The organism is Glutamicibacter sp. ZJUTW (assembly GCF_008370855.1).
Classification (GTDB): domain Bacteria; phylum Actinomycetota; class Actinomycetes; order Actinomycetales; family Micrococcaceae; genus Glutamicibacter; species Glutamicibacter nicotianae.
Genome location: NZ_CP043624.1, coordinates 2,423,516 through 2,446,226 on the forward strand (window position 1 = coordinate 2,423,516; position 22,711 = coordinate 2,446,226).

The following is a 22,711-nucleotide window of genomic DNA, read 5'->3' on the forward strand; positions in this document are numbered from 1 at the left end:
GGAATAACAGTGATATGAGAAAAGTTTAATAGCATTTTGCGTTCCTCGGCGTTAAATGCCCAAGGGCCCTGGCATCCTTTGCAGGATGACAGGGCCCTTGGAAAGACCTTGAAGTAAGGTTTAGCGCTTCGAGAACTGCGAAGCCTTGCGTGCCTTCTTCAGACCAGCCTTCTTACGCTCGATGACGCGTGCGTCGCGGGTCAGGTAACCGGCCTTCTTCAGGGTGGCGCGGTTCGCGTCGCGGTCGATCTCGTTCAGGGCGCGGGCGATGCCCAGGCGCAGTGCGCCAGCCTGACCGGAGATGCCGCCGCCGTTGATGCGTGCGATAACGTCGTATGCGCCTTCCAGACCCAGAACCTTGAATGGTTCGTTAACATCCTGCTGGTGCAGCTTGTTTGGGAAGAAGTTGTCCAGCTCGCGACCGTTTACGGTCCACTTGCCGGAGCCTGGTACCAGGCGAACGCGGGCGATAGCCTGCTTGCGACGGCCAACAGCCGCACCTGGCACGGTCAGTGGAGCGCGCTCGGTGTCAGCAACAACAGTCGAAGCTGCGGTCTCGGTAGTGTAGGTCGAAGGGGTCTCACCCTCGAATTCAGTGGTTTCTTCAGCGTTCTGAGCCACGATAATCTCCTATTAAGTATTTCTTCTCGGGGCCAGGACTACTGAGCGACCTGGGTGATTTCCAGTGCCTTCGGCGACTGAGCAGCGTGTGGGTGCTCTGCGCCGCGGTATACCTTCAGCTTCGACAGCTGGGCATCCGAAAGCTTGTTCTTAGGCAGCATGCCCTTGATAGCCTTCTCAACAGCCAGTACTGGGTTCTTTTCCAGCAGGTCTGCGTAGTTGATGCTCTTCAGGCCACCTGGGAAACCGGAGTGGCGGTAAGCGCGCTTGTTCAGCAGCTTCTTACCGGTCAGTGCAACCTTGTCTGCATTGATGATGATGACATGGTCGCCCATGTCCATGTGTGCAGCATAGGTTGGCTTGTGCTTGCCGCGCAGCAGGGTTGCGGCCTGGACGGCGAGACGGCCGAGCACTACGTCGGTGGCGTCAATGACATACCACTGACGAGTCTGGTCAGCCGGCTTTGGGGTGTACGTACGCACAGTAATTGCCTTACGTTGATTCGTTTCTGGTCAAACAGTCGCTTGGCTGAAGGCGGTGAGATCCCCCAGTGACAGGCACTGTCGTGTTGTTCTTGTGTTTAGACCAGTACGTCAGGTGAGGACTGATGATAACCGGCCGTCCATATGCTGTTCGCACACCCAGCAGACCAGCGACTATGCAACTAAGCCGTCACGCTTGGGCGTGTAGTGTCGAACGTGGACATACACAACTCATAAAAGTTTAGCGGATTAAAGTGTTTCCGGCCAAAAAAGGATGTATGCCGTGAGCAACAACACCCTTAAGATTCCGGGGCTCAACGCCAATCAGCCTTCCGAGCGGGCCGTATCTGCTTCATCATCGGTGCGCAGCGCGCGGGTTCTAAGTGCCCGCTCTGCCAGCTCTCCCGCTTCCGGATAATAGACCTCTTCGAGAACCAGCGCCCGCGGGTGCGAAAGCTTGGTCTTCGAGTCACGGACCATCTGCTCCAGCCGCTGGGCCAAGAAGCCCGGCTGCTCACGCCCGTCCCCCACCATCATTGCGGCGCCAATCAGCGCACGGACCATATTGTGGCAGAAGGCATCGGCCTTCAGGTGCGCCAGCACCAGGCCGTCGGCACCGCGGGTGAAGGAGAATTCCTGCAAGGTGCGAATGGTCGTGGCGTGCGGACGAGGCTTGCAGTAGGACAAGAAGTCATGGCGGCCCAGCACGCTTTGCGCCTCGCGATTCATGGCCTCGACATCGAGCTCTTCGCGGTGCCATGCGGTCAGGTGTCGGGTCAGCGGATCCCAGCGCTGCTGGCCATCGGCGATCCGGTAGGAATAGCGGCGGGCCAGCGCCGAGAACCGGGCGTCGAAGCCTTCTGGAGCACGCTCGGCTTCATGGACCCACACGGCACCCTCTTGGCGGCCAAGAATGCCATTGATGCGGCGTACGAGCGCTGGGCCGGGAGCCAGGGGCGCCTTGCGCGGCAGGCCCGCGTATTCGTCATCTGTCAGGTCGAAATGCACCACCTGGTGGCGCGCATGCACGCCTGCGTCGGTGCGGCCGGCGACAACTACTCGCACACGGCGGCGGACCAGCATTTCCAATGCTTCCTCAACCAGCTGCTGCACGCCTAGGACATTGGGCTGGCGCGCCCAACCGCTGTAGGCGGCGCCGTCGTATCCGAGGACCATGCGCATCCGGATCCACGCTGGTGCGGCAGTAGCCCCCAATGCGTTGGTGCCCATGGGATCGATGCTCTCTGGCTGGATACTCATGCATTCAATTATGCGTAAGGACCTGCGCAAACGTCGAATCAATGGCCGCCTTCCGGCCGGTTATCCACAGGCGCAAAAACGCGGGACTCCCGCGGAGGTAGCCTGTGTGCATCCAACGTCCTGCCGCTTAGGCGGCAAAGCCATCATCACCGTTCTAAGGACTTCCCATGCGAAGGACTACCGCAAGCATCATTGGAGCATCAACCGCCTTTGGGTTTTGCTTGAGTGGCTGCAGTTCCGGCCAGCTGAACACCGAGCAGTCATGCGACCTGCTTCATGAATTGGCTATCGATCAATCGATCGGGGACAAGTGGGGGCTGGCATATATGGGCGCTATTGAGCAAGACACGCAACCTGTCGTAGATGTCATGGAAGCCACCATCGGCATCTACCAAGAAGTTTCCGAGCAGACCAGCAATGGGAAACTGCGCACTGCATTGGACTCAGAAATCAGCAAGTTCCAAGACTTCGTCGACCTCATTGAGGGCCGCGCTTTCGATGATCCAACGTTCGGGGCAGACCTTGAAGCGGCCGCGGTCGATCTGACAGATCAATATTCGGACTATGTGGATCGGACCTGCCCAATTTCCGGTGAGGAATCCGGCACGGTCGAACCGTAAATACGATTCGTCCGCAGACCCAAGCACGTCACACACCGCCTGCAGTAAATCCTGACTATAGAATAATCAAGTAGTCATCAATGGCTACCCTGCTAGACCAGCGGTTCATCATCTAAGGATCTCCATGCTGAAAAAGTTCGCGGCACCTGCCGCTGCGCTCGCGCTCGCTTCACTCATGCTCACTGGTTGCGGTGCTGGAAAAATGTCCACCGAGGACACCTGCTCCTTTATCAATGAGCAGATAGTCCAGCGCGATCTGCAAAAGAAGGCGGATGATTCCAGCGCAAAACTCATGGTGAGCGAAACTTCGGCATACGTCGAGGTCATGCATGAGTTCAATGCCATTTTGGGTGAAGCCGCGGAAAATACCAAGGACAGCAAGCTTGCCACGTCCTTGAACGCAGCTGCCGGGCAGAACAAGGAAATGGCAGACTTGTTGGCTGAAGCAGACGGCACCAATATGATGGAGATTTCGCAAAAAGTCGCCGAGCTCGAGACTGCCGAAGCCTCAGAGGCTACTGAATACCTGAATACGGCATGCCCGGACATGGATTCGTTCAGCTAGGAAATTCCACGTTGCGGATGCTCGAGACCCGCCATCTGACGGGCACGCGCTCCGGCATTCATCACTGAACAGGCTTAAACAAAAGATTCCCGTTGGTTCCTTGCGGATCCAACGGGACTCTTTTTGCCCTTGCAGGCGAGGGAGCTTCAGCTCGAAGAAGCTTAGGCCTCTTCGGTCTCAGCAGCCTTCTCGGCAGCCTGGGTGGCTTCCTTGACGACAGCCTGCTTTGGCGAAACTGGCTCCATCACGAGCTCGATAACAGCCATAGGAGCGTTGTCGCCCTTGCGGTTGCCGATCTTGGTGATGCGGGTGTAGCCACCCTCGCGGTTTGCCATTGCTGGTGCGATGTTCTCGAACAGTTCGTGAACGATCGACTTGTTGGTGCGCGAACGCGAAGCGATGACGGCCTGGACGCGGCGACGCGAAGCCAGGTCTCCGCGCTTTGCGAAGGTGATCAGGCGCTCTGCGTGTGGACGCAGACGCTTGGCACGGGTCAGGGTGGTGGTGATCTTCTTGTTCTCGAAGAGCTGTGCCGACATGTTAGCGAAAATCAATCGCTCATGTGCTGCACTGCCGCCGAGACGCGGACCCTTGGTAGGGGTAGGCATGGTAGTTCTCCTAGATGAATAACCCGTACTGGACGAATCTGTCGTCCAGTCGGATGAAGTAGTGTGTCGCTAGACGCGTGTCTTACAGACCCTCGTCGTATTCGTCGCCATCGTCGATGGCGCTACGAGCGGCCAGATCGAAGCCTGGAGGGGAATCCTTCAGGGCCAGACCCAGTTCAACCAGCTTGGCCTTGACTTCGTCAATGGACTTTGCACCGAAGTTGCGGATGTCCATCAAGTCGGCCTCGGAGCGGGTAACGAGTTCACCCACGGAGTGGATGCCCTCACGCTTCAAGCAGTTGTACGAACGAACGGTGAGTTCCAGATCCTCGATCGGCAGCGCCATGTCAGCAGCCATGGCTGCATCGGTTGGCGATGGACCGATTTCGATACCTTCAGCCTGAGTGTTCAGTTCGCGGAACAAACCGAACAGCTCAACCAGGGTGGTACCTGCGGATGCAACTGCATCGCGCGGGGTGATCGATTCCTTGGTCTCCACGTCAACGATCAGGCGATCGAAGTCGGTGCGCTGCTCAACACGGGTTGCTTCCACGCGGAAGGTCACCTTCAGAACTGGGGAGTAGATCGAATCAACTGGGATTCGGCCAATCTCGCCATCGATGTTCTTGTTCTGAGCGGCAGACACGTAGCCACGGCCGCGCTCAATGGTCAGTTCCATGTCGAACTTGCCATTGGCGTTGAGGGTGGCGATGTGCAGATCAGGGTTGTGGAACTCCACACCTGCTGGAGGGGTGATGTCCGCTGCAGTAACGATGCCCGGGCCCTGCTTGCGCAGGTAGGCAACGACTGGCTCGTCGTGCTCGGAAGATACCGACAGGTTCTTGATGTTCAAGACCAGTTCGGTGACATCTTCCTTGACACCGGCTACGGTGGTGAACTCGTGCAGTACACCGTCAATTCGAATGCTGGTGACGGAAGCACCAGGAATCGAAGAGAGCAGGGTACGGCGGAGCGAGTTACCAAGGGTGTAGCCAAAGCCTGGCTCCAGTGGTTCGATAACGAACCGGGAGCGGTTTTCGGCAACTACTTCTTCGGTCAGGGTTGGGCGCTGCGTAATGAGCACTTACATTTCCTTTCAGCGAGCGTCCGCTATATGACGCCTCACGGGGGTGGAAACGACGGTAGCCTGAGGTGGCCGTTCGTCTTTTGCAGGCTAATAAGTCCAAGATAGTCACCAAAGCACCCACGAGTGAATGCTTCGGTGACTTCTTAGGCTAAGCCTAGCGAATCAATTAGACGCGGCGACGCTTCGATGGGCGGCAACCGTTGTGAGCGCTTGGGGAAACATCCTGGATGGATCCAACCTCAAGGCCAGCAGCCTGCAGCGAACGGATCGCGGTTTCGCGTCCCGAGCCTGGGCCCTTGACGAAAACGTCAACCTTGCGCATGCCGTGCTCCTGAGCGCGCTTTGCAGCGGACTCGGCAGCCATCTGGGCAGCGTATGGGGTCGACTTGCGCGAACCCTTCATGCCTACCTCGCCGGCCGAAGCCCACGAGATCACAGCGCCAGTCGGATCGGTGATCGATACGATGGTGTTGTTGAAGGTGCTCTTGATATGCGCCTGTCCCTGCGCAATATTCTTTTTGTCCTTGCGACGCGGCTTACGTACCGCTCCACGAGTCTTTGGGGGCATTTCTTCTCCTACGAAAAAAGTATTTGAACTAGATCGCTAAGATTTAGCGAGTCTTCTTCTTACCGGCGACGGTACGCTTCGGGCCCTTGCGGGTACGTGCGTTGGTCTTGGTGCGCTGACCGCGGACCGGCAGGCCCTTACGGTGACGAATACCTTCGTAGGATCCGATCTCTACCTTGCGGCGAATGTCGGCCTGAACCTCGCGGCGCAGGTCACCTTCTACCTTGTAGGTGCCTTCGACGAAGTCGCGCAGCTGCACGAGCTGGTCATCGGTGAGATCCTTGACGCGAGTGTCCGGGTTGATACCGGTCGCTGCGATGGTCTCTTCTGCACGGGTCTTGCCCACGCCGTAGATGTAAGTCAGCGCGATGATTACGCGCTTCTCGCGTGGAATATCCACGCCTGCTAAACGAGCCAAGTGGCTACCTTTCAACGAACGGAGGTCTGGAGCAGCATCTTCCGTGATTGCTCACGGCCCCGGCCTCCGAATCCGGGGGTGCACCAGAACTTCCGTCCTGGCTGATACTGCCTAATTGACTACGCGTGGGAATCCCGTAAGAACGGAATTAGCCCTGACGCTGCTTGTGGCGTGGGTTCTCGCAGATCACCATGACCACGCCGTTACGACGGATCACCTTGCACTTGTCGCAGATCGGCTTCACGCTAGGGTTAACCTTCAAGGCTTTGTCCTTTTGCGGTTGCAGTTAAATGTGGAGCAGTAAATAGCTTCGCCCAAGAACAATCATCTAGCGGTTATTGCGCATGACTGCGCTTTGGCCTGCTGGGAAAGTCTTGGGTTGTGCAGATTTACTTGTAGCGGTAGACGATGCGACCTCGGTTGAGGTCGTATGGGCTCATTTCAACCTGCACTCGGTCCTCTGGGAGGATTCGAATGTAGTGCTGACGCATCTTACCCGAGATAGTGGCGAGCACTACGTGTCCATTTGGCAGCTCCACGCGGAACATCGCGTTCGGCAGTGCCTCCGAGACGGTGCCCTCTACCTGGATGACGCCTTCCTTCTTGCCCATTTTCCCCGCTAACTTTTTTTGTTGGCAATTCCCACCAACAAGTAATTGGTTCCGGCTCTTGATCCCTGTACCGAAAACCTAAGGGTTTTAGGCGCAATTAAATCAAGAACCAACAAACAACGATACGGCATTAGTTCTCGCAGTGCCAATCGTTCATCGATATTTAAAATGTTAGATCCAGCACGCCACAACGCGGTGGCGTACTGGATCCCTTGGATTCCGGGGTGGCGTTAGCCCTGGATCGGCGATGGGGTCACGCCGAATGGGGCCAGGCCCGCCGCTCCCCCGTCGTGCGCGGTCAATACCCAGATGCCGCCCATGTGGAAGGCTACGGTGTGCTCCCACTGCGAAGCGTTGGACTTGTCGTTAGTGACTACCGTCCAGTCATCTTCCAGCACGGAGGTCTCGATGCCGCCGCGTACGAGCATTGGTTCAATGGCCAAGCACATACCTGGCTTGATCCGTGGGCCGCGGTGTCCGGAGTTGTAGTTGAGCACGTCCGGTGCCATGTGCATCTGCGAGCCGATGCCGTGGCCGCAGTAGTCTTCGAGGATGCCAAGCTCGTCGCCTGGCTGGCTGGCGACGTAGTCATCGATGGCCTGCCCGATCTGGCCGACGAAGCGTGCGTTGGCAGCGGCAGCAATGCCGGCCCACATGGCCTGCTCGGTGATATCGCTCAGGCGCTGGTCAGCCGGGTCGATGTTTTCCCCGACCAGAACGGTGCGGGCCGAGTCGGCGTGCCAGCCCTCCACGACGGCGCCGCCATCGATCTTCAGCACATCGCCGTCCTTCAGCTCGTAGTCGGACGGGAAGCCGTGGACTACCTCATGGTTGACCGACGCGCAGATGTTGGCCGGGAAACCGTGGTAGCCGAGGAAGTTGCTGGTTGCGCTGTGGCGTTCCAGCACCTTGCCGAAAACCTCGTTGATAGCTTCGGTCCGCACGCCCGGGCGGGCCATCGCGACAGCTTCGTCCAGTGCTTCAGCCAGAACCAACCCGGCCTTGCGCATTTTCAAGATCTCGGAGTTGGACTTGTACTCGATTTTCGGCTGTCCTAATGCCAATGTGATTCCCCTGCCTTAAAGTGTGATGTCCCGCCCTGTGCCGTTGCCGGCTTCGGCAAGGTCCATCAATGCAAAAAGTGCGCAGGGACCGGGCTGCAACATCCATTGTTGCTGCACGGTCCCTGCGCGTTGTAACGCTTGTGTCTAGGCGTTGACGTTCAACGCCGCAAGAACACGTTCGGTGACTTCGTCGATAGCGCCCAGGCCGTCGACCTTGCGCACGATGCCGCGTTCCTCGTAGCGCTCTACAACGACGCGAGTCTCTTCGTTGTACAGGCTCAGGCGGTGGCGGATGACCTCTTCGGTGTCATCGGCGCGGCCTTCGATTTCGGCACGCTTCAGCAGGCGGGCAACCAGCTCGTCATCATCGGCGGTCAGCTGCAGCACTGCGTCCAGGGCGATGCCCTTGTTGGCCAGCATCGCATCCAGTGCATCGACCTGCGCACTGGTGCGCGGGTAGCCGTCCAGCAGGAAGCCGTTGGCTACGTCGTCCTGGTTCAGGCGGTCTTCAACCATGTTGTTGGTGACCGAATCAGGGACGAAGTCCCCGTTGTCAATGTACTTGCTGGCTTCGAGGCCCAGCGGGGTGCCGCCCTTGACGTTGGCACGGAAGATGTCACCGGTCGAGATGGCAACAATGTCCAAGCGCTCGGAGATCTTTACGGCCTGGGTGCCTTTGCCGGCACCGGGAGGTCCAATAATTAGCAGTCGACTCATCGCAGAAGCCCTTCATAGTTCCGTTGCTGCATTTGAGCATTGATTTGCTTGACGGTTTCCAAACCCACACCAACCATAATCAGGATCGATGTACCGCCAAATGGGAAGCTTTGATCAGCGTTGAACAGCACGAAGGCAATCAGTGGAATCAACGCAACGAACGCTAGATACAGGGCGCCCGGGAAGGTAATACGGGAAATCACGTACTGCAGGTACTGCGCGGTCGGACGACCTGCGCGAATGCCCGGGATGAATCCGCCGTACTTCTTCATGTTGTCTGCGACCTCTTCAGGGTTGAAGGTAATCGCTACGTAGAAGTAGGTGAAGCCGATGATCAGCAGGGTGTACACCAGCATGTACCACGGCGAGGACGTCGCCGAGTGCTCCTGCAGCCACATCGCCCACTCGGGCAGGGTGCCGTCGTCGTTCTGGTTGAACTGGACGATCATCTGCGGCAGCGCCAGGATGGAGCTGGCGAAGATCACTGGGATCACGTTCGCCATGTTCAGCTTCAGTGGAATATAGGTGGAGGTGCCGCCCACGGTACGGCGTCCCACAGTGCGCTTGGCGTACTGCACCGGGACACGGCGCTGGGACTGCTCAACGAAGACCACCAGGGCCACAATCAGCAGGCCCACCAGCAGTACGCCGATGAAGGTCATGATGCCCTGTGCCTGGAAGATCGCGCCCATCGAGGATGGGAAGCCCGAAGCGATGGAGATGAAGATCAAGATGGACATGCCGTTGCCGATGCCGCGTTCGGTGATCAGCTCGCCCATCCACATGATCAGGCCGGTGCCTGCCGTGAGGGTGATGATCATCAGCAAGATGACGATCAGCGAGTCATCCGGGATCAGCGGAAGGGTGCAGCTTGGGAACAGGCTGCCGGTGCGCGCCAGGGTGACCAAGGTGGTTCCCTGCAGCAGTGCCAGGGCGATGGTCAAGTAACGCGTGTACTGCGTCATCTTGGCCTGGCCGGCTTGGCCTTCCTTGTGCAGTGCCTCGAAGTGCGGTATCACCACACGCAGCAACTGGACGATAATTGCCGCAGTAATATACGGCATGATTCCCATTGCGAAAACCGATACCTGCAACAGGGCTCCGCCGCTGAACAGGTTCACGAATGAATAAAGTCCACCGGTGGTTTCACCCATTGCCAGACACTGCTGAACGTTGCTGTAATCAATGCCCGGTGCGGGAATGAATACGCCCACACGATAGATCGCAATGATCCCAAGCGTGAACAGCAACTTGTTGCGCAGATCAGGCGTCCGAAAAACTCGGGCTATGGCGCTGAACAAGCGTCCTCCTGAAGTAAGTGCTTGAGTCTGGGGAAGAGATTCTTCCCAGACCTAACGATTCTAGCGGTCAGTTAGGCAATCCTGCCAAATGCGCCACACGAAAAGCGCAGGAATGTTTGCAGAATTGGGACTAAACTGACTAATCAGCCAAGCAATTATTAGAAATCTTAGAATGTTTCGCCGAGAGTAAAAGAAAGTCCCGGTTCGCGTTGATTGCTCAACCCGAACCGGGACTATTCAAAGGCTTGACCCTGTATTAGAGGGTGTTTGCCGAGCCGCCAGCAGCAGCAATTTTCTCGGCTGCGGAAGTCGAGAAGGCGTCAACCTTCACGTCAACCTTGACCGTGATGTCGCCGGTGCCCAGGACCTTGACAGGCTGGTTCTTGCGAACGGCGCCCTTGGCAACTAGTGCCTCGACGGTGACTTCGCCGCCTTCTGGGAACAGCTCCGAGATCTTGTCCAGGTTTACAACCTGGAACTCGACGCGGAATGGGTTCTTGAAGCCGCGCAGCTTTGGCAGACGCATGTGCAGCGGAAGCTGACCACCTGCGAAGCCTGCCTTCACCTGGTAACGAGCCTTGGTACCCTTGGTACCGCGACCTGCGGTCTTGCCCTTCGAGCCCTCACCGCGACCCACGCGGGTCTTAGCGGTCTTGGCACCCTCAGCTGGGCGCAGGTGGTGAACCTTAAGTGCTTTTTCTTCAGCCATCTCTACTTCGCCTCCTCGACCTTCAGCAGGTGTGGGACCTTGTTGACCATGCCAACAGTCACAGGATCGGCGGTGCGGACAACGGTGTGACCGATGCGCTTCAGACCCAGCGAGCGAACAACGTCGCGCTGGCCCTGGTTACCACCAATGATGGACTTGACCTGGGTGATTGCCAGCTTGGCGTCGCTTGGAACAATGTTCTTAGCCATTGATTAAGCACCTGCCTTCTGGGACTGGATGTGACGCAGCATTGCTGCTGGTGCAACCTCGTCCAGCGGAAGACCGCGGCGAGCAGCAACAGCCTGGGGCTCTTCCAGAGCCTTCAGTGCAGCAATGGTGCCCTGAACGATGTTGATCTGGTTCTGCGAACCCATCGACTTCGACAGGATGTCGTGGATGCCTGCGCACTCCAACACGGCGCGCACTGGACCGCCGGCGATAACACCGGTACCAGGAGCTGCTGGGCGGAGCAAGACGACGCCAGCGGCGGCCTCACCCTTGACCAGGTGTGGAATGGTAGTGCCAACGCGTGGAACGCGGAAGAAGGACTTCTTGGCCTCTTCAACGCCCTTGGCGATAGCAGCAGGAACTTCCTTGGCCTTACCGTAGCCAACGCCAACCAGACCGTTGCCGTCGCCAACGACCACAAGTGCGGTGAAGCTGAAGCGACGACCACCCTTGACGACCTTGGAGACGCGGTTGATAGCTACAACGCGCTCAAGGAACTTGTCCTTGTCTTCGTTGCGGTTATCCTTCTGGTCGCGACCACGACCGCGGCCTTCGCCACGTCCACGGCCTTCACCACGACCGCGGCCTTCGCCGCGACGGGATCCTGCGTTCTCGGTAGCGGGAGCCGATGCAGTCTCGACTGCTTCAGTAGCTTCAGACACCTGAGTTTCCTTCTTGTTAGTTGCTTCGCTCACAGTGCCAGCCCACCTTCACGTGCGCCTTCAGCAACAGCAGCCACGCGACCGTGGTACTTGTTGCCACCGCGGTCGAAGACAACTGCTTCGATGCCAGCAGCCTTGGCGCGCTCTGCAACGAGCTCGCCAATGCGCTTGGACTTTGCGGTCTTGTCGGCATCGCTTGCGCGAAGATCTGCTTCCATGGTCGATGCGCTGGCCAGGGTGATGCCCTGCGAGTCGTCTACGATCTGTACGAAGATGTGACGAGCCGAGCGGTTGACAACCAGGCGTGGACGAACGGAGGTACCAACGATGTGCTTGCGCAAACGCTGGTGACGACGACCGCGCTGAGCGGACTTGCTCTTGCCCTTGATTCCGATAGCCATGTTTACTTACCAGCCTTTCCGACCTTGCGGCGGATGATCTCGCCAGCGTAGCGAATGCCCTTGCCCTTGTAAGGCTCGGTCTTGCGCAGCTTGCGGATGTTAGCGGCAACCTCACCGACGTGCTGCTTGTCGATACCAGCAACGGTGATCTTGTTGTTGCCCTCGACCGAGAAGGTGATGCCGTCAACGGCAGCAACCTTCACTGGGTGCGAGTAGCCCAGAGCAAGCTCCAGGTCGGCACCCTTAGCCTGTACGCGGTAACCGGTACCGTGGATTTCGAGCTTCTTCTCGTAACCCTCGGTCACACCAACGATCATGTTGTTGATCAGGGTGCGGGTCAGACCGTGCAGCGAACGAGCCTCGCGGGAGTCGTTCGGGCGGCTGACGGTAACAGTGTTCTCGTCCTTGGCAACGGTGATTGGAGCCTTGACGGTGATCGAAAGTTCACCCTTGGGACCCTTGACGGCGACCAGCTGGCCGTCGACATTCAACTCAACGTTGGCAGGTACGGAAATCGGAAGACGTCCAATACGTGACATTGTATGTTTCCCCTTTCCCGTTACCAGACGTAGGCGAGGACTTCCCCACCCACGCCCTTCTTTGCAGCCTGACGGTCGGTAAGCAGACCGGAGGAGGTGGACAGGATAGCGATGCCAAGGCCACCGAGCACGTGAGGCAGGTTGGTGGACTTTGCGTAAACGCGAAGACCTGGCTTGGAGATACGGCGTACGCCAGCGATCGAACGCTCACGCGATGGGCCGTACTTCAAAGTGATAGTCAGAGTCTTGCCGACTTCTGCTGCTACTTCCTCGAACGAGGCGATGTAGCCCTGTTCCTTGAGGATGTTTGCAATGCGCACTTTCAGCTTGCTCGACGGCATCGACACAGTGTCGTGGTAAGCCGAGTTGGCGTTGCGCAGACGAGTCAGCATATCTGCGACTGGATCTGTCATAGACATGTGGGCTTCAGCCCTTCCTCGTTACGGTTTCCTTAGCGGACCTGTAACGTAGTGAGATTAGTTGTTGGTCTTGAATGGGAAGCCCAGAGCCTTGAGCAAGGCACGGCCTTCGTCATCAGTCTTGGCGGTGGTAACGACGGTGATGTCCATACCACGTACGCGGTCAACCTTGTCCACATCGATTTCATGGAACATCGACTGTTCGGTCAGACCGAAAGTGTAGTTGCCATTGCCATCGAACTGGCGGTCGCTCAGGCCGCGGAAGTCGCGGATACGAGGCAGTGCCAGGGTGATCAGGCGGTCGACGAATTCCCACATGCGATCGTTACGCAGGGTGGTGTGGGTACCGATTGGCATGCCTTCGCGCAGCTTGAACTGAGCGATCGACTTGCGGGCCTTGGTAACCACTGGCTTCTGACCGGTAATTGCGGTCAGGTCGCGTACGGCGCCTTCAATGAGCTTCGAGTCCTTGGCCGCTTCGCCAACACCCATGTTCACGACAACCTTGGTCAGGGATGGTACCTGCATTGGGTTGGCGTAGTTGAACTGCTCCTGCAGGGCAGGGCGGATGTCAGCTGCGTACTTAGCCTTCAGACGTGGCTGGATCTTGGTGGCTGCTTCAGTCATTACAGATCCTTTCCGGAAGCCTTGGCGTAACGGACGCGTACAGTCTTGGACACGCCGTTCTTTTCAACGGTTTCCTCGCGGAAGCCGACGCGGGTTGGCTTCTTGGTCTCTGGGTCAACCACTGCAACGTTGGAAACGTGCACTGGTGCCTCGACAACCTCGATGCCGCCGGTGGCCGAACCGGATTCGGTCTGACCAGCCTTGGTGTGCTTGGTGACGCGGTTGACGCCTTCGACCAGCACGCGGTTGGTCTCGGTGATGACCTTCAGGACCTTGCCCTGCAGGCCACGATCCTTGCCAGCGATGACCTGGACCAAGTCACCCTTCTTGATCTTTGCGCCCATGGTTACAGCACCTCCGGAGCCAGGGAAACGATCTTCATGAACTTCTTGTCACGAAGCTCGCGGCCCACTGGGCCGAAAATACGAGTGCCACGAGGATCGGCAGCGTCACCCTTGAGGATCACTGCAGCGTTCTCGTCGAACTTGATGTAGGAACCGTCTGCACGACGGATTTCCTTCTTGGTGCGAACGACGACTGCCTTGACGACGTCGCCCTTCTTCACGTTGCCGCCAGGAATTGCATCCTTGACGGTAGCGACAATGGTGTCGCCAATGCTTGCGTAGCGACGCTTCGAGCCGCCAAGAACACGAATGGCAAGGATTTCCTTGGCACCGGTGTTATCGGCAACCTTCAGTCGCGACTCCTGCTGAATCACTTCTTACTCCTGTCGTCTCGCTGGTTCTCATGAATGAGCCTTGCGGAACGGATATGGTCTCCACGATACGTATCGCTTACCCCCACTGGCGCGGGCGCACCGAATGCTGATCCCAATTGCCGGCAGGGCCGAGGCGTAAAATATCGAGGCTGCGCTTGCGCGGCCAAACGGATTTGGACCGCACTGCATTATGCCGAAGGTGGATAGTCCTCGAACATCATGCGCACAGATTCTTAAGTCTAGCCTAGAGTGGCGCGAATCCGAAATGGTGTGGTATGAGAAAGGCGAGCGTCGTTCGTCACACCGTTGGCACTCCAGAATCCCTGAATTCCGGGGTTTTGGTGCTGGCATCGGTTGAGGCAGCACGCCGCTTGCAGCGGCTTCCGTCTGCCTTTCGAGTTCCCTCCGAGCGCTCTCGCGGACGAAAGTCGGGCAGATTGCCATAAGTGGGATTATTTTTCGGTTCAATCCAAGAACTCGAACGTTGCGCTTACCGCCAGGTGATCCGAACCTCCGACCGCATGGGAAGAAGACCCCGTAACAGTGAGTTCCTTCGCCAATATATGGTCAATGCCGATCAGCGGCGGGAAGCTCCGGCCAGCTGGCCAGGTCGGGCTGGGCAAGAAGCCGTCAGCCTGCACGAATCCTTCCCCCAGGGCCCGGAATGCAGGATGCGAGCGAACGGAGTTGAAGTCGCCGGCAAGGATCACCGGATTGTTCTTCTGCTGTTCCGACCAGTCGATGACTGAAGCCAAGCCCCGCTCCCACCTTTGCGCATCGCCGACTGGCGGATAGATATGGATGCCGGCCACGCTCACGAGGCCGCCAGGTGCCTGCACATCGACGACAGGCAAGGAATACCAACCCGTGGCTTCTGCATCCAGATCGGTGGCGCGTTCCTGCAATGGATACTTTGAAAAGATCACGGTATCCCGTTCTCCCCCACTGGGCGCCTCGTGGCTCCGATAGCCGAGGTCGTCCAGGGCGCCGCGACCTGCGAGCTGCCGGTGCAATGGTTCGCTGGTTTCCACCAGGACGAGAATCTGCGGTTCCGTCCTGCTGATCACTTCCGCGAGCTGTTCAGGGTCCGCTCCGGCTTTCAACGCATTGAACGATAAGACGACCAGCTCGGAGTTGTCGTTTCCCGACTGCCCCTCGACAGCGTTCAGTTGCACGTTGGGCACTGTCCCGCAAAGCAGGAGCACGAACAGGCATCCGCTGATCATCCACTTCTTGCGCAGCAGGCCCATAACGAGGCCCGCTGCCGGAAGGAGCAGGAGGTAAGGCTGGAAGGCCTGGAGCTTGGGAATCCATCCGCCGCCGAGGAAACCCAGATACGGCAGGGCTCCAATAGCCAGGGCGAGAACCAGAACCGCACCGGCAGACCACCGAAAGTACGGCATTCGTCGTCGAATCATCACGCCCCGAGCCTACGCGATCCGAATTGTGATTCCGGTCAGGACGCTTTCCCATCCGTTCGTTGCTGGTCGGTTCGCGTCCAGCTAAGCCTTTGTCCAATTTACGATTGCTGCGATGCCCACTGCGCTACACGCCGTGCGCTCTCTTCCGTCGACAGATCCTGAACCCTTGACATGATGGACCAGCGGACGCCAAAGGGATCGAGGATTGATGCAAAGCGGTCCCCCGAGACGAAGTTGCTCAGTGGCTCTCGAATCGCGGCACCTGCGGCCTTGGCCCTGGCCACTACCGCATCTGCATTTTCGCAGTAGTATCCCAAGGAATAGCAGGCGTTCGGGGCGGCCGGTGGCCCGACCAATCCATAGGCAGGTGACGGTTCGCCAATCTGCAAGTGGCCATTGCCGAAATCTATCTCCGCGTGGACTACTGCCCCGCCCATTTCGGTCGAATCCAATACGGTGGCGCCAAAGACTTCTGCATAGAATTCCAGGGCTGCCCTTGCGTTGGGTACCGCCAAGAATGGCGTCAAGCTGGTGACCCCATGCGGCACGCCAGCAGTGGTATGCCTTCCTGTCACGCCGTGCGTGGCTTCTTCGAGATTTTCCATATCTTCAGCCTAGGAGTGTGTGGCACGCTGGATCTTGTAAATATGCGACAACTTGTACGGGTGGTAGGCCATGGAGGAAGCTGCAGCAGATCCGCGCGGCGTTTTGTATCCCGCCCGCCTACCGGCAATCGAGCGCTACTCGCCCGATCCGTGCCTCAGACAGTTGGTCTCGTGGTTTTGGCTAGTGGAATGGGATGTTGCCCCGGGACGCACCTCAAGGCAGGAATTGCTACCCTTTCCGCAAATGAATCTGGTCGTTCAGGCAGAGGGGGTAACGCTTTCCGGCCCGGCCAGCGGAGCATCGCACCGCGACTTGTCCGGCAGCGGATGGGCCGTTGCAGCCTTGCTCCGGCCCGCAGCTGCTCAGGCTCTGGGCGTGGAGCCTGTGCAGCTGCTGGACCAGGAAATCCAGTTCAACGCGCCTGAGCTGCTGGCCGCGATCACCGAGATCAAAACGCGGGGCTCCCACGAAAGCAACGGGGCCGCCTGTGCTGATGCCTTCAGCTCGTGGTTCAACGCCCATCTTCCACACGTGTCGCGCGAAGGCCTGCGTGCCAATGAATTGCTCGACGCCGTCGCCATGGAACGCGGGATCGTGAGGGTTTCCCACTTGGCCCAACACCTGTCGCTCAGTTCGCGCAGCCTGCAACGGATGTCGGAACGGTATTTGGGTCTGGGACCGCTGGCAGTGATTCGGCGCTATCGCTTGCAAGAAGCAGCCCGTAGGCTGCGCGATGACCCTGGGGCCTCCATCGCTGGCATTGCCGCGGAGCTGGGATATTCAGATCAAGCCCATCTCGCTGCCGATTTCCGGAAGGTGCTGGGTTATTCCCCTCGAACTTATCGGCAGGGCAGAATCTAGCCTGCCAACACCGCAGTTACTATTAGCGGTCAGGTAGCCGTCAGCTGCGGTCAATTAGTGCACGTCCCGTTCTGTGGGTCGGTGCCAGATGCCATTCACGGCATTGAATACAGAAACGCCCCGGACTCTTCTTGCGAAAAGTCCGGGGCGTTTCGTCAATCACGAGATCCGTGAAATCGCGGGGAAGCTTACTTAGCCTTCTCTACGATCTCAACGAGACGCCAGCGCTTGTCAGCGGACAGCGGGCGGGTCTCAGCGATGACAACCAAGTCGCCGATGCCGGCTTCGTTGTTCTCGTCGTGAGCCTTTACGTTCTTGTTGCGACGCATAACCTTGCCGTAGAGGGCGTGCTTCACACGGTCCTCAACGTCTACGACGATGGTCTTCTGCATCTTGTCGGATACCACGTAACCACGGAGGGTCTTGCGGTCGTTACGCTCGGTAGCGTTATCCACACCGTTCTCCTTCTCGCTCATTACTTGGAATCCTTCTTGGTTTCTTCAACCGGAACAACGACATCCTCACGAATGCCCAGCTCGCGCTCGCGCAGCACAGTGTAGATGCGGGCGATATCGCGCTTGATTGCCTTCAGGTTCCCGTGGGATTCCAGCTGGCCGGTAGCCGACTGGAAACGCAGGTTGAACAGTTCTGCCTTGGCCTTCTTCAATTCCTCGTTCAAACGAGCGGTATCGAAGCCGTCCAGGGACTCAATGCTAAGGTCCTTCGAACCGATAGACATCCCTATTCACCACCTTCACGACGCACGATGCGTGCCTTCATTGGCAGCTTGTGGATTGCAAGACGCAATGCCTCTTTAGCTACCTCTTCACTGACGCCACCGAGTTCAAACATGACTCGTCCTGGCTTGACGTTGGCGACCCACCACTCCGGCGAACCCTTACCGGAACCCATGCGGGTTTCGGCAGGCTTCTTGGTCAGCGGACGGTCTGGGTAGATGTTGATCCAGACCTTACCGCCACGCTTGATGTAACGGGTCATGGCGATACGAGCGGCTTCGATCTGACGGTTAGTCACGTAAGCCGGGGTCAACGCCTGGATACCGAACTCACCGAATGCTACGGTGGTGCCGCCCTTAGCAGCGCCCGAACGCTTCGGGTGGTGCTGCTTGCGGAACTTCACACGACGTGGGATAAGCATTTAAGCCTGTCCTCCTTCCGCAGCCGGAGCTGCAGCGCCCTTGCGATCGTTGCGACGACGGCGTTCGCCGCCACGTGGACGGTCGTTGCCGCCACGGCCGCCACGAGCTGGAGCAGCAGCCTGCTGTGCAGCCAGTTCCTTGGCGGTAACGTCACCCTTGTAGATCCAGACCTTCACGCCGATGCGGCCGAAGGTGGTCTTGGCTTCGAACTTGCCGAAGTCGATGTTCGCGCGCAGGGTGTGCAGCGGCACACGGCCTTCGCGGTAGAACTCCTTGCGGGACATTTCTGCGCCGCCAAGTCGACCGGAGCACTGAACGCGGATGCCCTTGGCACCAGCGCGCATTGCCGACTGCATTGCCTTCTTCATCGCACGGCGGAAAGCCACGCGGGAAGCAAGCTGCTCGGCAATGCCCTGGGCGACCAGCATGGCCTCCATGTCAGGGTTCTTGACCTCGAGGATGTTCAGCTGAACCTGCTTCTTGGTGAGCTTTTCCAGCTCGCCGCGAATGCGGTCAGCTTCTGCGCCGCGACGACCAATGACGATACCTGGACGTGCAGTGTGGATATCCACACGTACGCGGTCACGGGTACGCTCGATCTCGACGCGGGCGATGCCAGCGCGGTCCATGCCGTTAGACAGCAGGGCGCGGATCTGGACATCTTCCTTCACGTAGTCAGCGTAGCGCTGGCCTGGCTTGCTGGAATCAGCGAACCAGTGGGAAACGTGATCGGTGGTGATGCCGAGACGGAAACCGTTCGGGTTAATCTTCTGTCCCATTTAGTTCTCCCCACCCTTCTGCGTGGTTGAAACAACCACAGTCACGTGGCTGGTGCGCTTCTTGATCTGGAATGCGCGACCCTGTGCACGCGGCTGGAACCGCTTCATGGTCGGACCTTCGTCAACAAACGCTTCGCTGATAAACAGCTCGTCCTCATTGAATGCTTCACCTGCGCGGTCCGCGGCGGCACGGGCGTTAGCCACTGCCGATGCGACAACCTTGTATACCGGCTCCGAAGCTGCCTGTGGGGCAAACTTCAAGATGGCCAGTGCCTCGTTGGTCTGCAGACCACGAACAAGGTTGACGACGCGCCGGGCCTTCATAGGCGTTACGCGGATGTGACGCGCAATTGCCTTGGCTTCCATTGCTATCCTTCTCTCGTCTATCGAAGAAGTGCTAAGCGATACTAGTACCCTCGCGGGGCCTAGCGGCGCTTGCCCTTCTTGTCGTCCTTCACGTGGCCACGGAACGTACGGGTTGGGGCAAACTCTCCGAGCTTGTGTCCAACCATCGATTCGGTGACGAACACTGGGATGTGCTTGCGACCGTCGTGTACGGCGATGGTGTGTCCCAGCATGTCCGGGATGATCATCGAACGGCGGGACCACGTCTTGATGACGTTCTTGGTGCCCTTTTCGTTTTCAGCAACGACCTTCAGGAACAGGTGCTGATCGACGAAGGGGCCTTTCTTCAGGCTGCGTGGCATGTTTCCAGGCTCCTATCGCTTGTTCTTGCCGGTCTTGCGGCGACGCACAATGAGCTTGTCGCTTTCCTTGTTTGGACGACGGGTGCGTCCCTCACGCTTACCGTTAGGGTTGACCGGGTGACGACCACCGGAGGTCTTGCCTTCACCGCCACCATGTGGGTGGTCAACTGGGTTCATGACAACACCGCGAACGGTTGGGCGTACGCCCTTCCAGCGCATACGGCCGGCCTTGCCCCAGTTGATGTTGATCTGCTCAGCGTTGCCAACTTCGCCGATGGTTGCGCGGCAGCGCACATCAACGTTGCGGATTTCGCCCGAAGGCAAACGCAGCTGAGCGTAGCGGCCCTCGCGGGCTACCAGCTGGATCGATGCACCAGCGGAACGAGCCATCTTGGCGCCGCCGCCTGGGCGGAGCTCAACAGCGTGGATCACGGTACCAACCGGGATGTTACGCAGTGGCAGGTTGTTGCCTGGCTTGATGTCGGCGTTTGCGCCGGCCTCAATGGCATCGCCCTGCTTCAGGTTGTTCGGTGCGATGATGTAGCGCTTGGTGCCGTCCACGTAGTGGAGCAGCGCAATGCGTGCGGTACGGTTCGGGTCGTACTCGATGTGAGCGACCTTTGCCGGAACGCCGTCCTTGTCGTGACGACGGAAGTCGATCACGCGGTAGGCGCGCTTGTGTCCGCCACCCTTGTGACGGGTGGTGATCTTACCGGAGTTGTTACGGCCGCCTGACTTGGTCAGTGGACGAACCAACGACTTTTCCGGAGTCGATCGGGTGATTTCTGCGAAGTCGGCTACCGACGAGCCGCGAAGGCCCGGGGTAGTCGGCTTGTACTTACGAATTCCCATTATTTATATTCCTCGTTAAAGTGGTCTCCGCTTAGGAAAGCGGACCGCCGAAGATGTCAATCGAGCCGTCCTTCAAGGTGACGATGGCGCGCTTGGTGTTCTTGCGCGCACCCCACCCGAAGCGGGTGCGCTTGCGCTTGCCAGCTCGGTTGATGGTGTTAACGGAGTCAACCTTGACGTTGAAGATGGCTTCAACGGCGTACTTGATTTCCGACTTGTTGGAGCCTGGTGCCACCTCGAAGGTGTACTGACCTTCGTCGATCAGACCGTAGCTCTTTTCCGATACGACAGGTGCGATGACCACGTCGTGTGGAGCCTTTGAGAACGCGCTCACTTGGCTTCCTCCTTCTGGACCAGGGCATCGAAGGCAGCCTTGGTGAAGACTACGTCATCCGAAACCAGAACATCGTAGGTGTTCAGCTGGTCGACGTACAGAACGTGCACATTGACGAGGTTGCGAACCGAGAGGGCAGCAACATCGTTGGCGCGATCGATGACGACAAGCAGGTTCTTGCGCTCGGTGAGCGAACGCAAGGTAGCCAGAGCTTCCTTGGTCGAAGGCGTTTCGCCAGCAACCAGGTTCTCAATCACGTGGACGCGATCGAAGCGTGCGCGATCAGACAGGGCGCCGCGCAGTGCAGCAGCCTTCATCTTCTTCGGGGTACGCTGCGAGTAGTCACGTGGGGTTGGACCGTGGACAATGCCACCGCCGGTCATGTGCGGAGCACGGATCGAACCCTGGCGGGCGCGGCCGGTACCCTTCTGCTTGAACGGCTTGCGACCTGCACCCGAAACCTCGGAGCGGTCCTTGGTCTTGTGGGTACCCTGGCGGGCAGCAGCAAGCTGTGCGACGACAACCTGGTGCAGCAGCGGGACGTTGGTCTGTACGTCGAAGATCTCTGCAGGCAGTTCGACGTTAAGTGCCTTAGTCATTTACTTATGCTCCCTTCACGGCGTTGCGTACGAGAACGACGCGGCCGCGGGCGCCTGGAACGGCACCCTTGATCAGCAGGAGGTTCTTCTCAACGTCGATAGCGTGAATGGTCAGGTTCTGAGTGGTAACACGCTCAGCACCCATGCGACCGGCCATCTTCTGTCCGCGGAATACGCGACCTGGGGTCGATGCGCCGCCGATGGAACCTGGCTTACGGTGGTTCTTGTGAGCACCGTGCGATGCGCCAACACCGGAGAAGTTGTGGCGCTTCATAACGCCGGCGAAGCCCTTACCCTTCGAGGTGCCTACGACGTCGACCTTCTGGCCGGCTTCGAAGACCTCTACGGAGAGCTCCTGGCCTGCGGTGTACTCGGCAGCGTCTGCGGTGCGCAGTTCTACCAGGTGGCGACGTGGGGTAACGCCAGCAGCCTCGAAGTGGCCAGCCATTGGCTTGGTGACCTTGCGAGGATCGATCTGGCCGTAGCCGATCTGAACTGCGGTGTAGCCATCGCGCTCTTCAGTGATGAGCTTGGTGACAACGTTGCTGTCAGCCTGCACGACGGTGACAGGGATCAGGTTGTTGTTCGAATCCCAAACCTGGGTCATGCCGAGCTTCGTGCCCAGCAGGCCCTTGAAATTACGGGTTGCGGTCATAGTTTTCTCGCCACCTCCCCTTAAAGCTTGATTTCGATGTTGACATCCGCTGGCAGGTCGAGACGCATCAGCGAATCAACAGCCTTCGGGGTCGGATCAACGATGTCGATCAGACGCTTGTGCGTGCGCATTTCGAAGTGCTCACGGCTGTCCTTGTACTTGTGTGGCGAACGGATAACGCAGTACACGTTCTTCTCCGTTGGCAGCGGCACTGGGCCGACTACGGTTGCGCCTGCGCGCGTGACCGTCTCAACGATCTTCCGGGCCGAAACGTCAATGACCTCGTGGTCATACGACTTCAGCCGGATGCGGATTTTCTGTCCCGCCATGGCGTCATGCCTCTTTCTGTTAGCACTATCTAAAGTTTCTGTGCCTATATACGGGTCCTTCCGGACCGGCACGCCTTGCTCTGCGGCTGAATCCGGATCAGATCCGGGTTCCTCACCCGCAGGAGGCTCCGACCCCCGCGCTCGGGCGTGTCGTGAAAATTTCAGTCACAAAACACCCACAAAG

General features: G+C 58.4%; 36 protein-coding genes and 1 pseudogene. 3 read left to right on the plus strand and 34 right to left on the minus strand.

Annotated elements, in window-relative coordinates; translation table 11 throughout:
* Window positions 1-120 precede the first annotated feature (120 nt).
* The 3 genes from rpsI to truA all read right to left on the minus strand — a co-directional run bounded on the left by rpsI (window position 121) and on the right by truA (window position 2,363).
* Window positions 121-621: a 30S ribosomal protein S9 gene (gene rpsI, locus F0M17_RS11390; protein WP_052253868.1), complete on the minus strand. Its 501-nt coding sequence runs from the start codon at window positions 619-621 to the stop codon at window positions 121-123.
* Window positions 622-659: 38 nt separating this feature from the next.
* Window positions 660-1,103: a 50S ribosomal protein L13 gene (gene rplM, locus F0M17_RS11395; RefSeq protein ID WP_038992172.1), complete on the minus strand. Its 444-nt coding sequence runs from the start codon at window positions 1,101-1,103 to the stop codon at window positions 660-662.
* Between the two features lie 324 nt (window positions 1,104-1,427).
* On the minus strand, window positions 1,428-2,363 hold the full coding sequence (gene truA, locus F0M17_RS11400; protein WP_246857054.1) for a tRNA pseudouridine(38-40) synthase TruA: 936 nt from the start codon (window positions 2,361-2,363) through the stop codon (window positions 1,428-1,430).
* A gap of 167 nt (window positions 2,364-2,530) precedes the next feature.
* Between truA and F0M17_RS11405 the strand changes: the two genes are divergently transcribed.
* Together F0M17_RS11405 and F0M17_RS11410 are read left to right on the plus strand one after the other, a co-directional pair.
* Window positions 2,531-2,983, plus strand: coding sequence for a hypothetical protein (locus F0M17_RS11405; RefSeq protein ID WP_210416638.1), 453 nt, complete (start codon window positions 2,531-2,533; stop codon window positions 2,981-2,983).
* Between the two features lie 124 nt (window positions 2,984-3,107).
* Window positions 3,108-3,548, plus strand: a complete 441-nt coding sequence (locus F0M17_RS11410) for a hypothetical protein (RefSeq protein ID WP_149597138.1) — start codon at window positions 3,108-3,110, stop codon at window positions 3,546-3,548.
* A gap of 167 nt (window positions 3,549-3,715) precedes the next feature.
* On the opposite strand, the pseudogene rplQ reads toward F0M17_RS11410, so the two are convergent.
* From rplQ to F0M17_RS11510, 20 genes and pseudogenes are all read right to left on the minus strand, one after another.
* Window positions 3,716-4,156: pseudogene (rplQ, locus tag F0M17_RS11415) on the minus strand (50S ribosomal protein L17); the annotation flags it as partial.
* A gap of 82 nt (window positions 4,157-4,238) precedes the next feature.
* A complete protein-coding gene (locus F0M17_RS11420) occupies window positions 4,239-5,240 on the minus strand; it encodes a DNA-directed RNA polymerase subunit alpha (RefSeq protein ID WP_038992178.1) in 1,002 nt (333 codons plus the stop codon).
* Window positions 5,241-5,409: 169 nt separating this feature from the next.
* Window positions 5,410-5,811, minus strand: a complete 402-nt coding sequence (rpsK, locus tag F0M17_RS11425; protein ID WP_038992179.1) for a 30S ribosomal protein S11 — start codon at window positions 5,809-5,811, stop codon at window positions 5,410-5,412.
* Between the two features lie 43 nt (window positions 5,812-5,854).
* On the minus strand, window positions 5,855-6,229 hold the full coding sequence (gene rpsM / locus F0M17_RS11430; RefSeq protein WP_022874115.1) for a 30S ribosomal protein S13: 375 nt from the start codon (window positions 6,227-6,229) through the stop codon (window positions 5,855-5,857).
* A 148-nt stretch (window positions 6,230-6,377) separates the two neighbouring features.
* On the minus strand, window positions 6,378-6,491 hold the full coding sequence (gene rpmJ / locus F0M17_RS11435; RefSeq protein WP_013349661.1) for a 50S ribosomal protein L36: 114 nt from the start codon (window positions 6,489-6,491) through the stop codon (window positions 6,378-6,380).
* Window positions 6,492-6,618: 127 nt separating this feature from the next.
* A complete protein-coding gene (infA, locus tag F0M17_RS11440; protein ID WP_013349662.1) occupies window positions 6,619-6,840 on the minus strand; it encodes a translation initiation factor IF-1 in 222 nt (73 codons plus the stop codon).
* 230 nt (window positions 6,841-7,070) lie between these two features.
* A complete protein-coding gene (gene map, locus F0M17_RS11445; protein WP_149597139.1) occupies window positions 7,071-7,904 on the minus strand; it encodes a type I methionyl aminopeptidase in 834 nt (277 codons plus the stop codon).
* Window positions 7,905-8,048: 144 nt separating this feature from the next.
* Window positions 8,049-8,621: an adenylate kinase gene (locus F0M17_RS11450; RefSeq protein ID WP_038992181.1), complete on the minus strand. Its 573-nt coding sequence runs from the start codon at window positions 8,619-8,621 to the stop codon at window positions 8,049-8,051.
* Complete coding sequence (gene secY, locus F0M17_RS11455; RefSeq protein WP_038992182.1) at window positions 8,618-9,922, minus strand: preprotein translocase subunit SecY; 1,305 nt, start codon at window positions 9,920-9,922, stop codon at window positions 8,618-8,620. The genes F0M17_RS11450 and secY overlap by 4 nt, the downstream gene beginning before the upstream one ends.
* A 256-nt stretch (window positions 9,923-10,178) precedes the next feature.
* Window positions 10,179-10,631 (minus strand): 50S ribosomal protein L15, encoded by a 453-nt coding sequence (rplO, locus tag F0M17_RS11460; protein ID WP_038992183.1) that lies wholly within the window; start codon window positions 10,629-10,631, stop codon window positions 10,179-10,181.
* Between the two features lie 2 nt (window positions 10,632-10,633).
* Window positions 10,634-10,840 carry a 50S ribosomal protein L30 gene (rpmD, locus tag F0M17_RS11465; RefSeq protein ID WP_038992184.1) on the minus strand — a complete coding sequence of 69 codons (207 nt, stop codon included), beginning with the start codon at window positions 10,838-10,840 and terminating at the stop codon, window positions 10,634-10,636.
* 3 nt (window positions 10,841-10,843) lie between these two features.
* Window positions 10,844-11,521 (minus strand): 30S ribosomal protein S5, encoded by a 678-nt coding sequence (gene rpsE, locus F0M17_RS11470; RefSeq protein ID WP_174520608.1) that lies wholly within the window; start codon window positions 11,519-11,521, stop codon window positions 10,844-10,846.
* 29 nt (window positions 11,522-11,550) lie between these two features.
* Window positions 11,551-11,922, minus strand: a complete 372-nt coding sequence (gene rplR / locus F0M17_RS11475; RefSeq protein ID WP_038992187.1) for a 50S ribosomal protein L18 — start codon at window positions 11,920-11,922, stop codon at window positions 11,551-11,553.
* A gap of 2 nt (window positions 11,923-11,924) precedes the next feature.
* Window positions 11,925-12,461, minus strand: a complete 537-nt coding sequence (gene rplF / locus F0M17_RS11480; protein WP_038992188.1) for a 50S ribosomal protein L6 — start codon at window positions 12,459-12,461, stop codon at window positions 11,925-11,927.
* A gap of 20 nt (window positions 12,462-12,481) precedes the next feature.
* Window positions 12,482-12,880, minus strand: a complete 399-nt coding sequence (gene rpsH, locus F0M17_RS11485) for a 30S ribosomal protein S8 (protein WP_013349671.1) — start codon at window positions 12,878-12,880, stop codon at window positions 12,482-12,484.
* A 57-nt stretch (window positions 12,881-12,937) separates the two neighbouring features.
* Entirely contained in the window at window positions 12,938-13,507 is a 570-nt protein-coding gene (gene rplE / locus F0M17_RS11490; protein WP_038992189.1) for a 50S ribosomal protein L5, read from the minus strand.
* Complete coding sequence (rplX, locus tag F0M17_RS11495; RefSeq protein WP_038992190.1) at window positions 13,507-13,851, minus strand: 50S ribosomal protein L24; 345 nt, start codon at window positions 13,849-13,851, stop codon at window positions 13,507-13,509. Before rplX ends, rplE begins: the two co-directional genes overlap by 1 nt.
* A 2-nt stretch (window positions 13,852-13,853) precedes the next feature.
* Window positions 13,854-14,225, minus strand: a complete 372-nt coding sequence (gene rplN, locus F0M17_RS11500) for a 50S ribosomal protein L14 (RefSeq protein WP_038992191.1) — start codon at window positions 14,223-14,225, stop codon at window positions 13,854-13,856.
* 464 nt (window positions 14,226-14,689) lie between these two features.
* Window positions 14,690-15,628 (minus strand): endonuclease/exonuclease/phosphatase family protein, encoded by a 939-nt coding sequence (locus F0M17_RS11505; RefSeq protein WP_162989322.1) that lies wholly within the window; start codon window positions 15,626-15,628, stop codon window positions 14,690-14,692.
* Between the two features lie 116 nt (window positions 15,629-15,744).
* Window positions 15,745-16,251 (minus strand): glyoxalase/bleomycin resistance/extradiol dioxygenase family protein, encoded by a 507-nt coding sequence (locus tag F0M17_RS11510; protein WP_073705899.1) that lies wholly within the window; start codon window positions 16,249-16,251, stop codon window positions 15,745-15,747.
* A gap of 70 nt (window positions 16,252-16,321) precedes the next feature.
* On the opposite strand from F0M17_RS11510, the gene F0M17_RS11515 reads away from it, so the two are divergent.
* Window positions 16,322-17,113, plus strand: coding sequence for a helix-turn-helix domain-containing protein (locus F0M17_RS11515; RefSeq protein ID WP_121867127.1), 792 nt, complete (start codon window positions 16,322-16,324; stop codon window positions 17,111-17,113).
* A gap of 188 nt (window positions 17,114-17,301) precedes the next feature.
* On the opposite strand, the gene rpsQ is transcribed toward F0M17_RS11515, so the two are convergent.
* The 11 genes from rpsQ to rpsJ are packed head-to-tail and all read right to left on the minus strand — an operon-like array spanning window position 17,302 to window position 22,527.
* The gene (rpsQ, locus tag F0M17_RS11520) at window positions 17,302-17,589 is read right to left on the minus strand and encodes a 30S ribosomal protein S17 (protein ID WP_013349679.1); all 288 of its coding nucleotides are present in this window, start codon (window positions 17,587-17,589) and stop codon (window positions 17,302-17,304) included.
* Entirely contained in the window at window positions 17,589-17,852 is a 264-nt protein-coding gene (gene rpmC, locus F0M17_RS11525; protein ID WP_038992193.1) for a 50S ribosomal protein L29, read from the minus strand. Before rpmC ends, rpsQ begins: the two co-directional genes overlap by 1 nt.
* A 2-nt stretch (window positions 17,853-17,854) precedes the next feature.
* Window positions 17,855-18,271, minus strand: a complete 417-nt coding sequence (rplP, locus tag F0M17_RS11530; RefSeq protein ID WP_022874131.1) for a 50S ribosomal protein L16 — start codon at window positions 18,269-18,271, stop codon at window positions 17,855-17,857.
* Window positions 18,272-19,051: a 30S ribosomal protein S3 gene (gene rpsC, locus F0M17_RS11535; RefSeq protein ID WP_038992194.1), complete on the minus strand. Its 780-nt coding sequence runs from the start codon at window positions 19,049-19,051 to the stop codon at window positions 18,272-18,274.
* The gene (gene rplV / locus F0M17_RS11540; RefSeq protein WP_013349683.1) at window positions 19,052-19,417 is read right to left on the minus strand and encodes a 50S ribosomal protein L22; all 366 of its coding nucleotides are present in this window, start codon (window positions 19,415-19,417) and stop codon (window positions 19,052-19,054) included.
* 59 nt (window positions 19,418-19,476) lie between these two features.
* A complete protein-coding gene (gene rpsS / locus F0M17_RS11545) occupies window positions 19,477-19,758 on the minus strand; it encodes a 30S ribosomal protein S19 (protein ID WP_022874134.1) in 282 nt (93 codons plus the stop codon).
* A 12-nt stretch (window positions 19,759-19,770) separates the two neighbouring features.
* A complete protein-coding gene (gene rplB, locus F0M17_RS11550; RefSeq protein WP_038992195.1) occupies window positions 19,771-20,610 on the minus strand; it encodes a 50S ribosomal protein L2 in 840 nt (279 codons plus the stop codon).
* Between the two features lie 31 nt (window positions 20,611-20,641).
* Window positions 20,642-20,944, minus strand: coding sequence for a 50S ribosomal protein L23 (rplW, locus tag F0M17_RS11555; protein WP_038992196.1), 303 nt, complete (start codon window positions 20,942-20,944; stop codon window positions 20,642-20,644).
* Window positions 20,941-21,543 (minus strand): 50S ribosomal protein L4, encoded by a 603-nt coding sequence (rplD, locus tag F0M17_RS11560; RefSeq protein WP_038992197.1) that lies wholly within the window; start codon window positions 21,541-21,543, stop codon window positions 20,941-20,943. Before rplD ends, rplW begins: the two co-directional genes overlap by 4 nt.
* Window positions 21,544-21,547: 4 nt before the next feature.
* Window positions 21,548-22,198, minus strand: coding sequence for a 50S ribosomal protein L3 (gene rplC / locus F0M17_RS11565; protein ID WP_038992198.1), 651 nt, complete (start codon window positions 22,196-22,198; stop codon window positions 21,548-21,550).
* A 20-nt stretch (window positions 22,199-22,218) separates the two neighbouring features.
* Complete coding sequence (gene rpsJ, locus F0M17_RS11570) at window positions 22,219-22,527, minus strand: 30S ribosomal protein S10 (protein ID WP_013349689.1); 309 nt, start codon at window positions 22,525-22,527, stop codon at window positions 22,219-22,221.
* Window positions 22,528-22,711 lie beyond the last annotated feature (184 nt).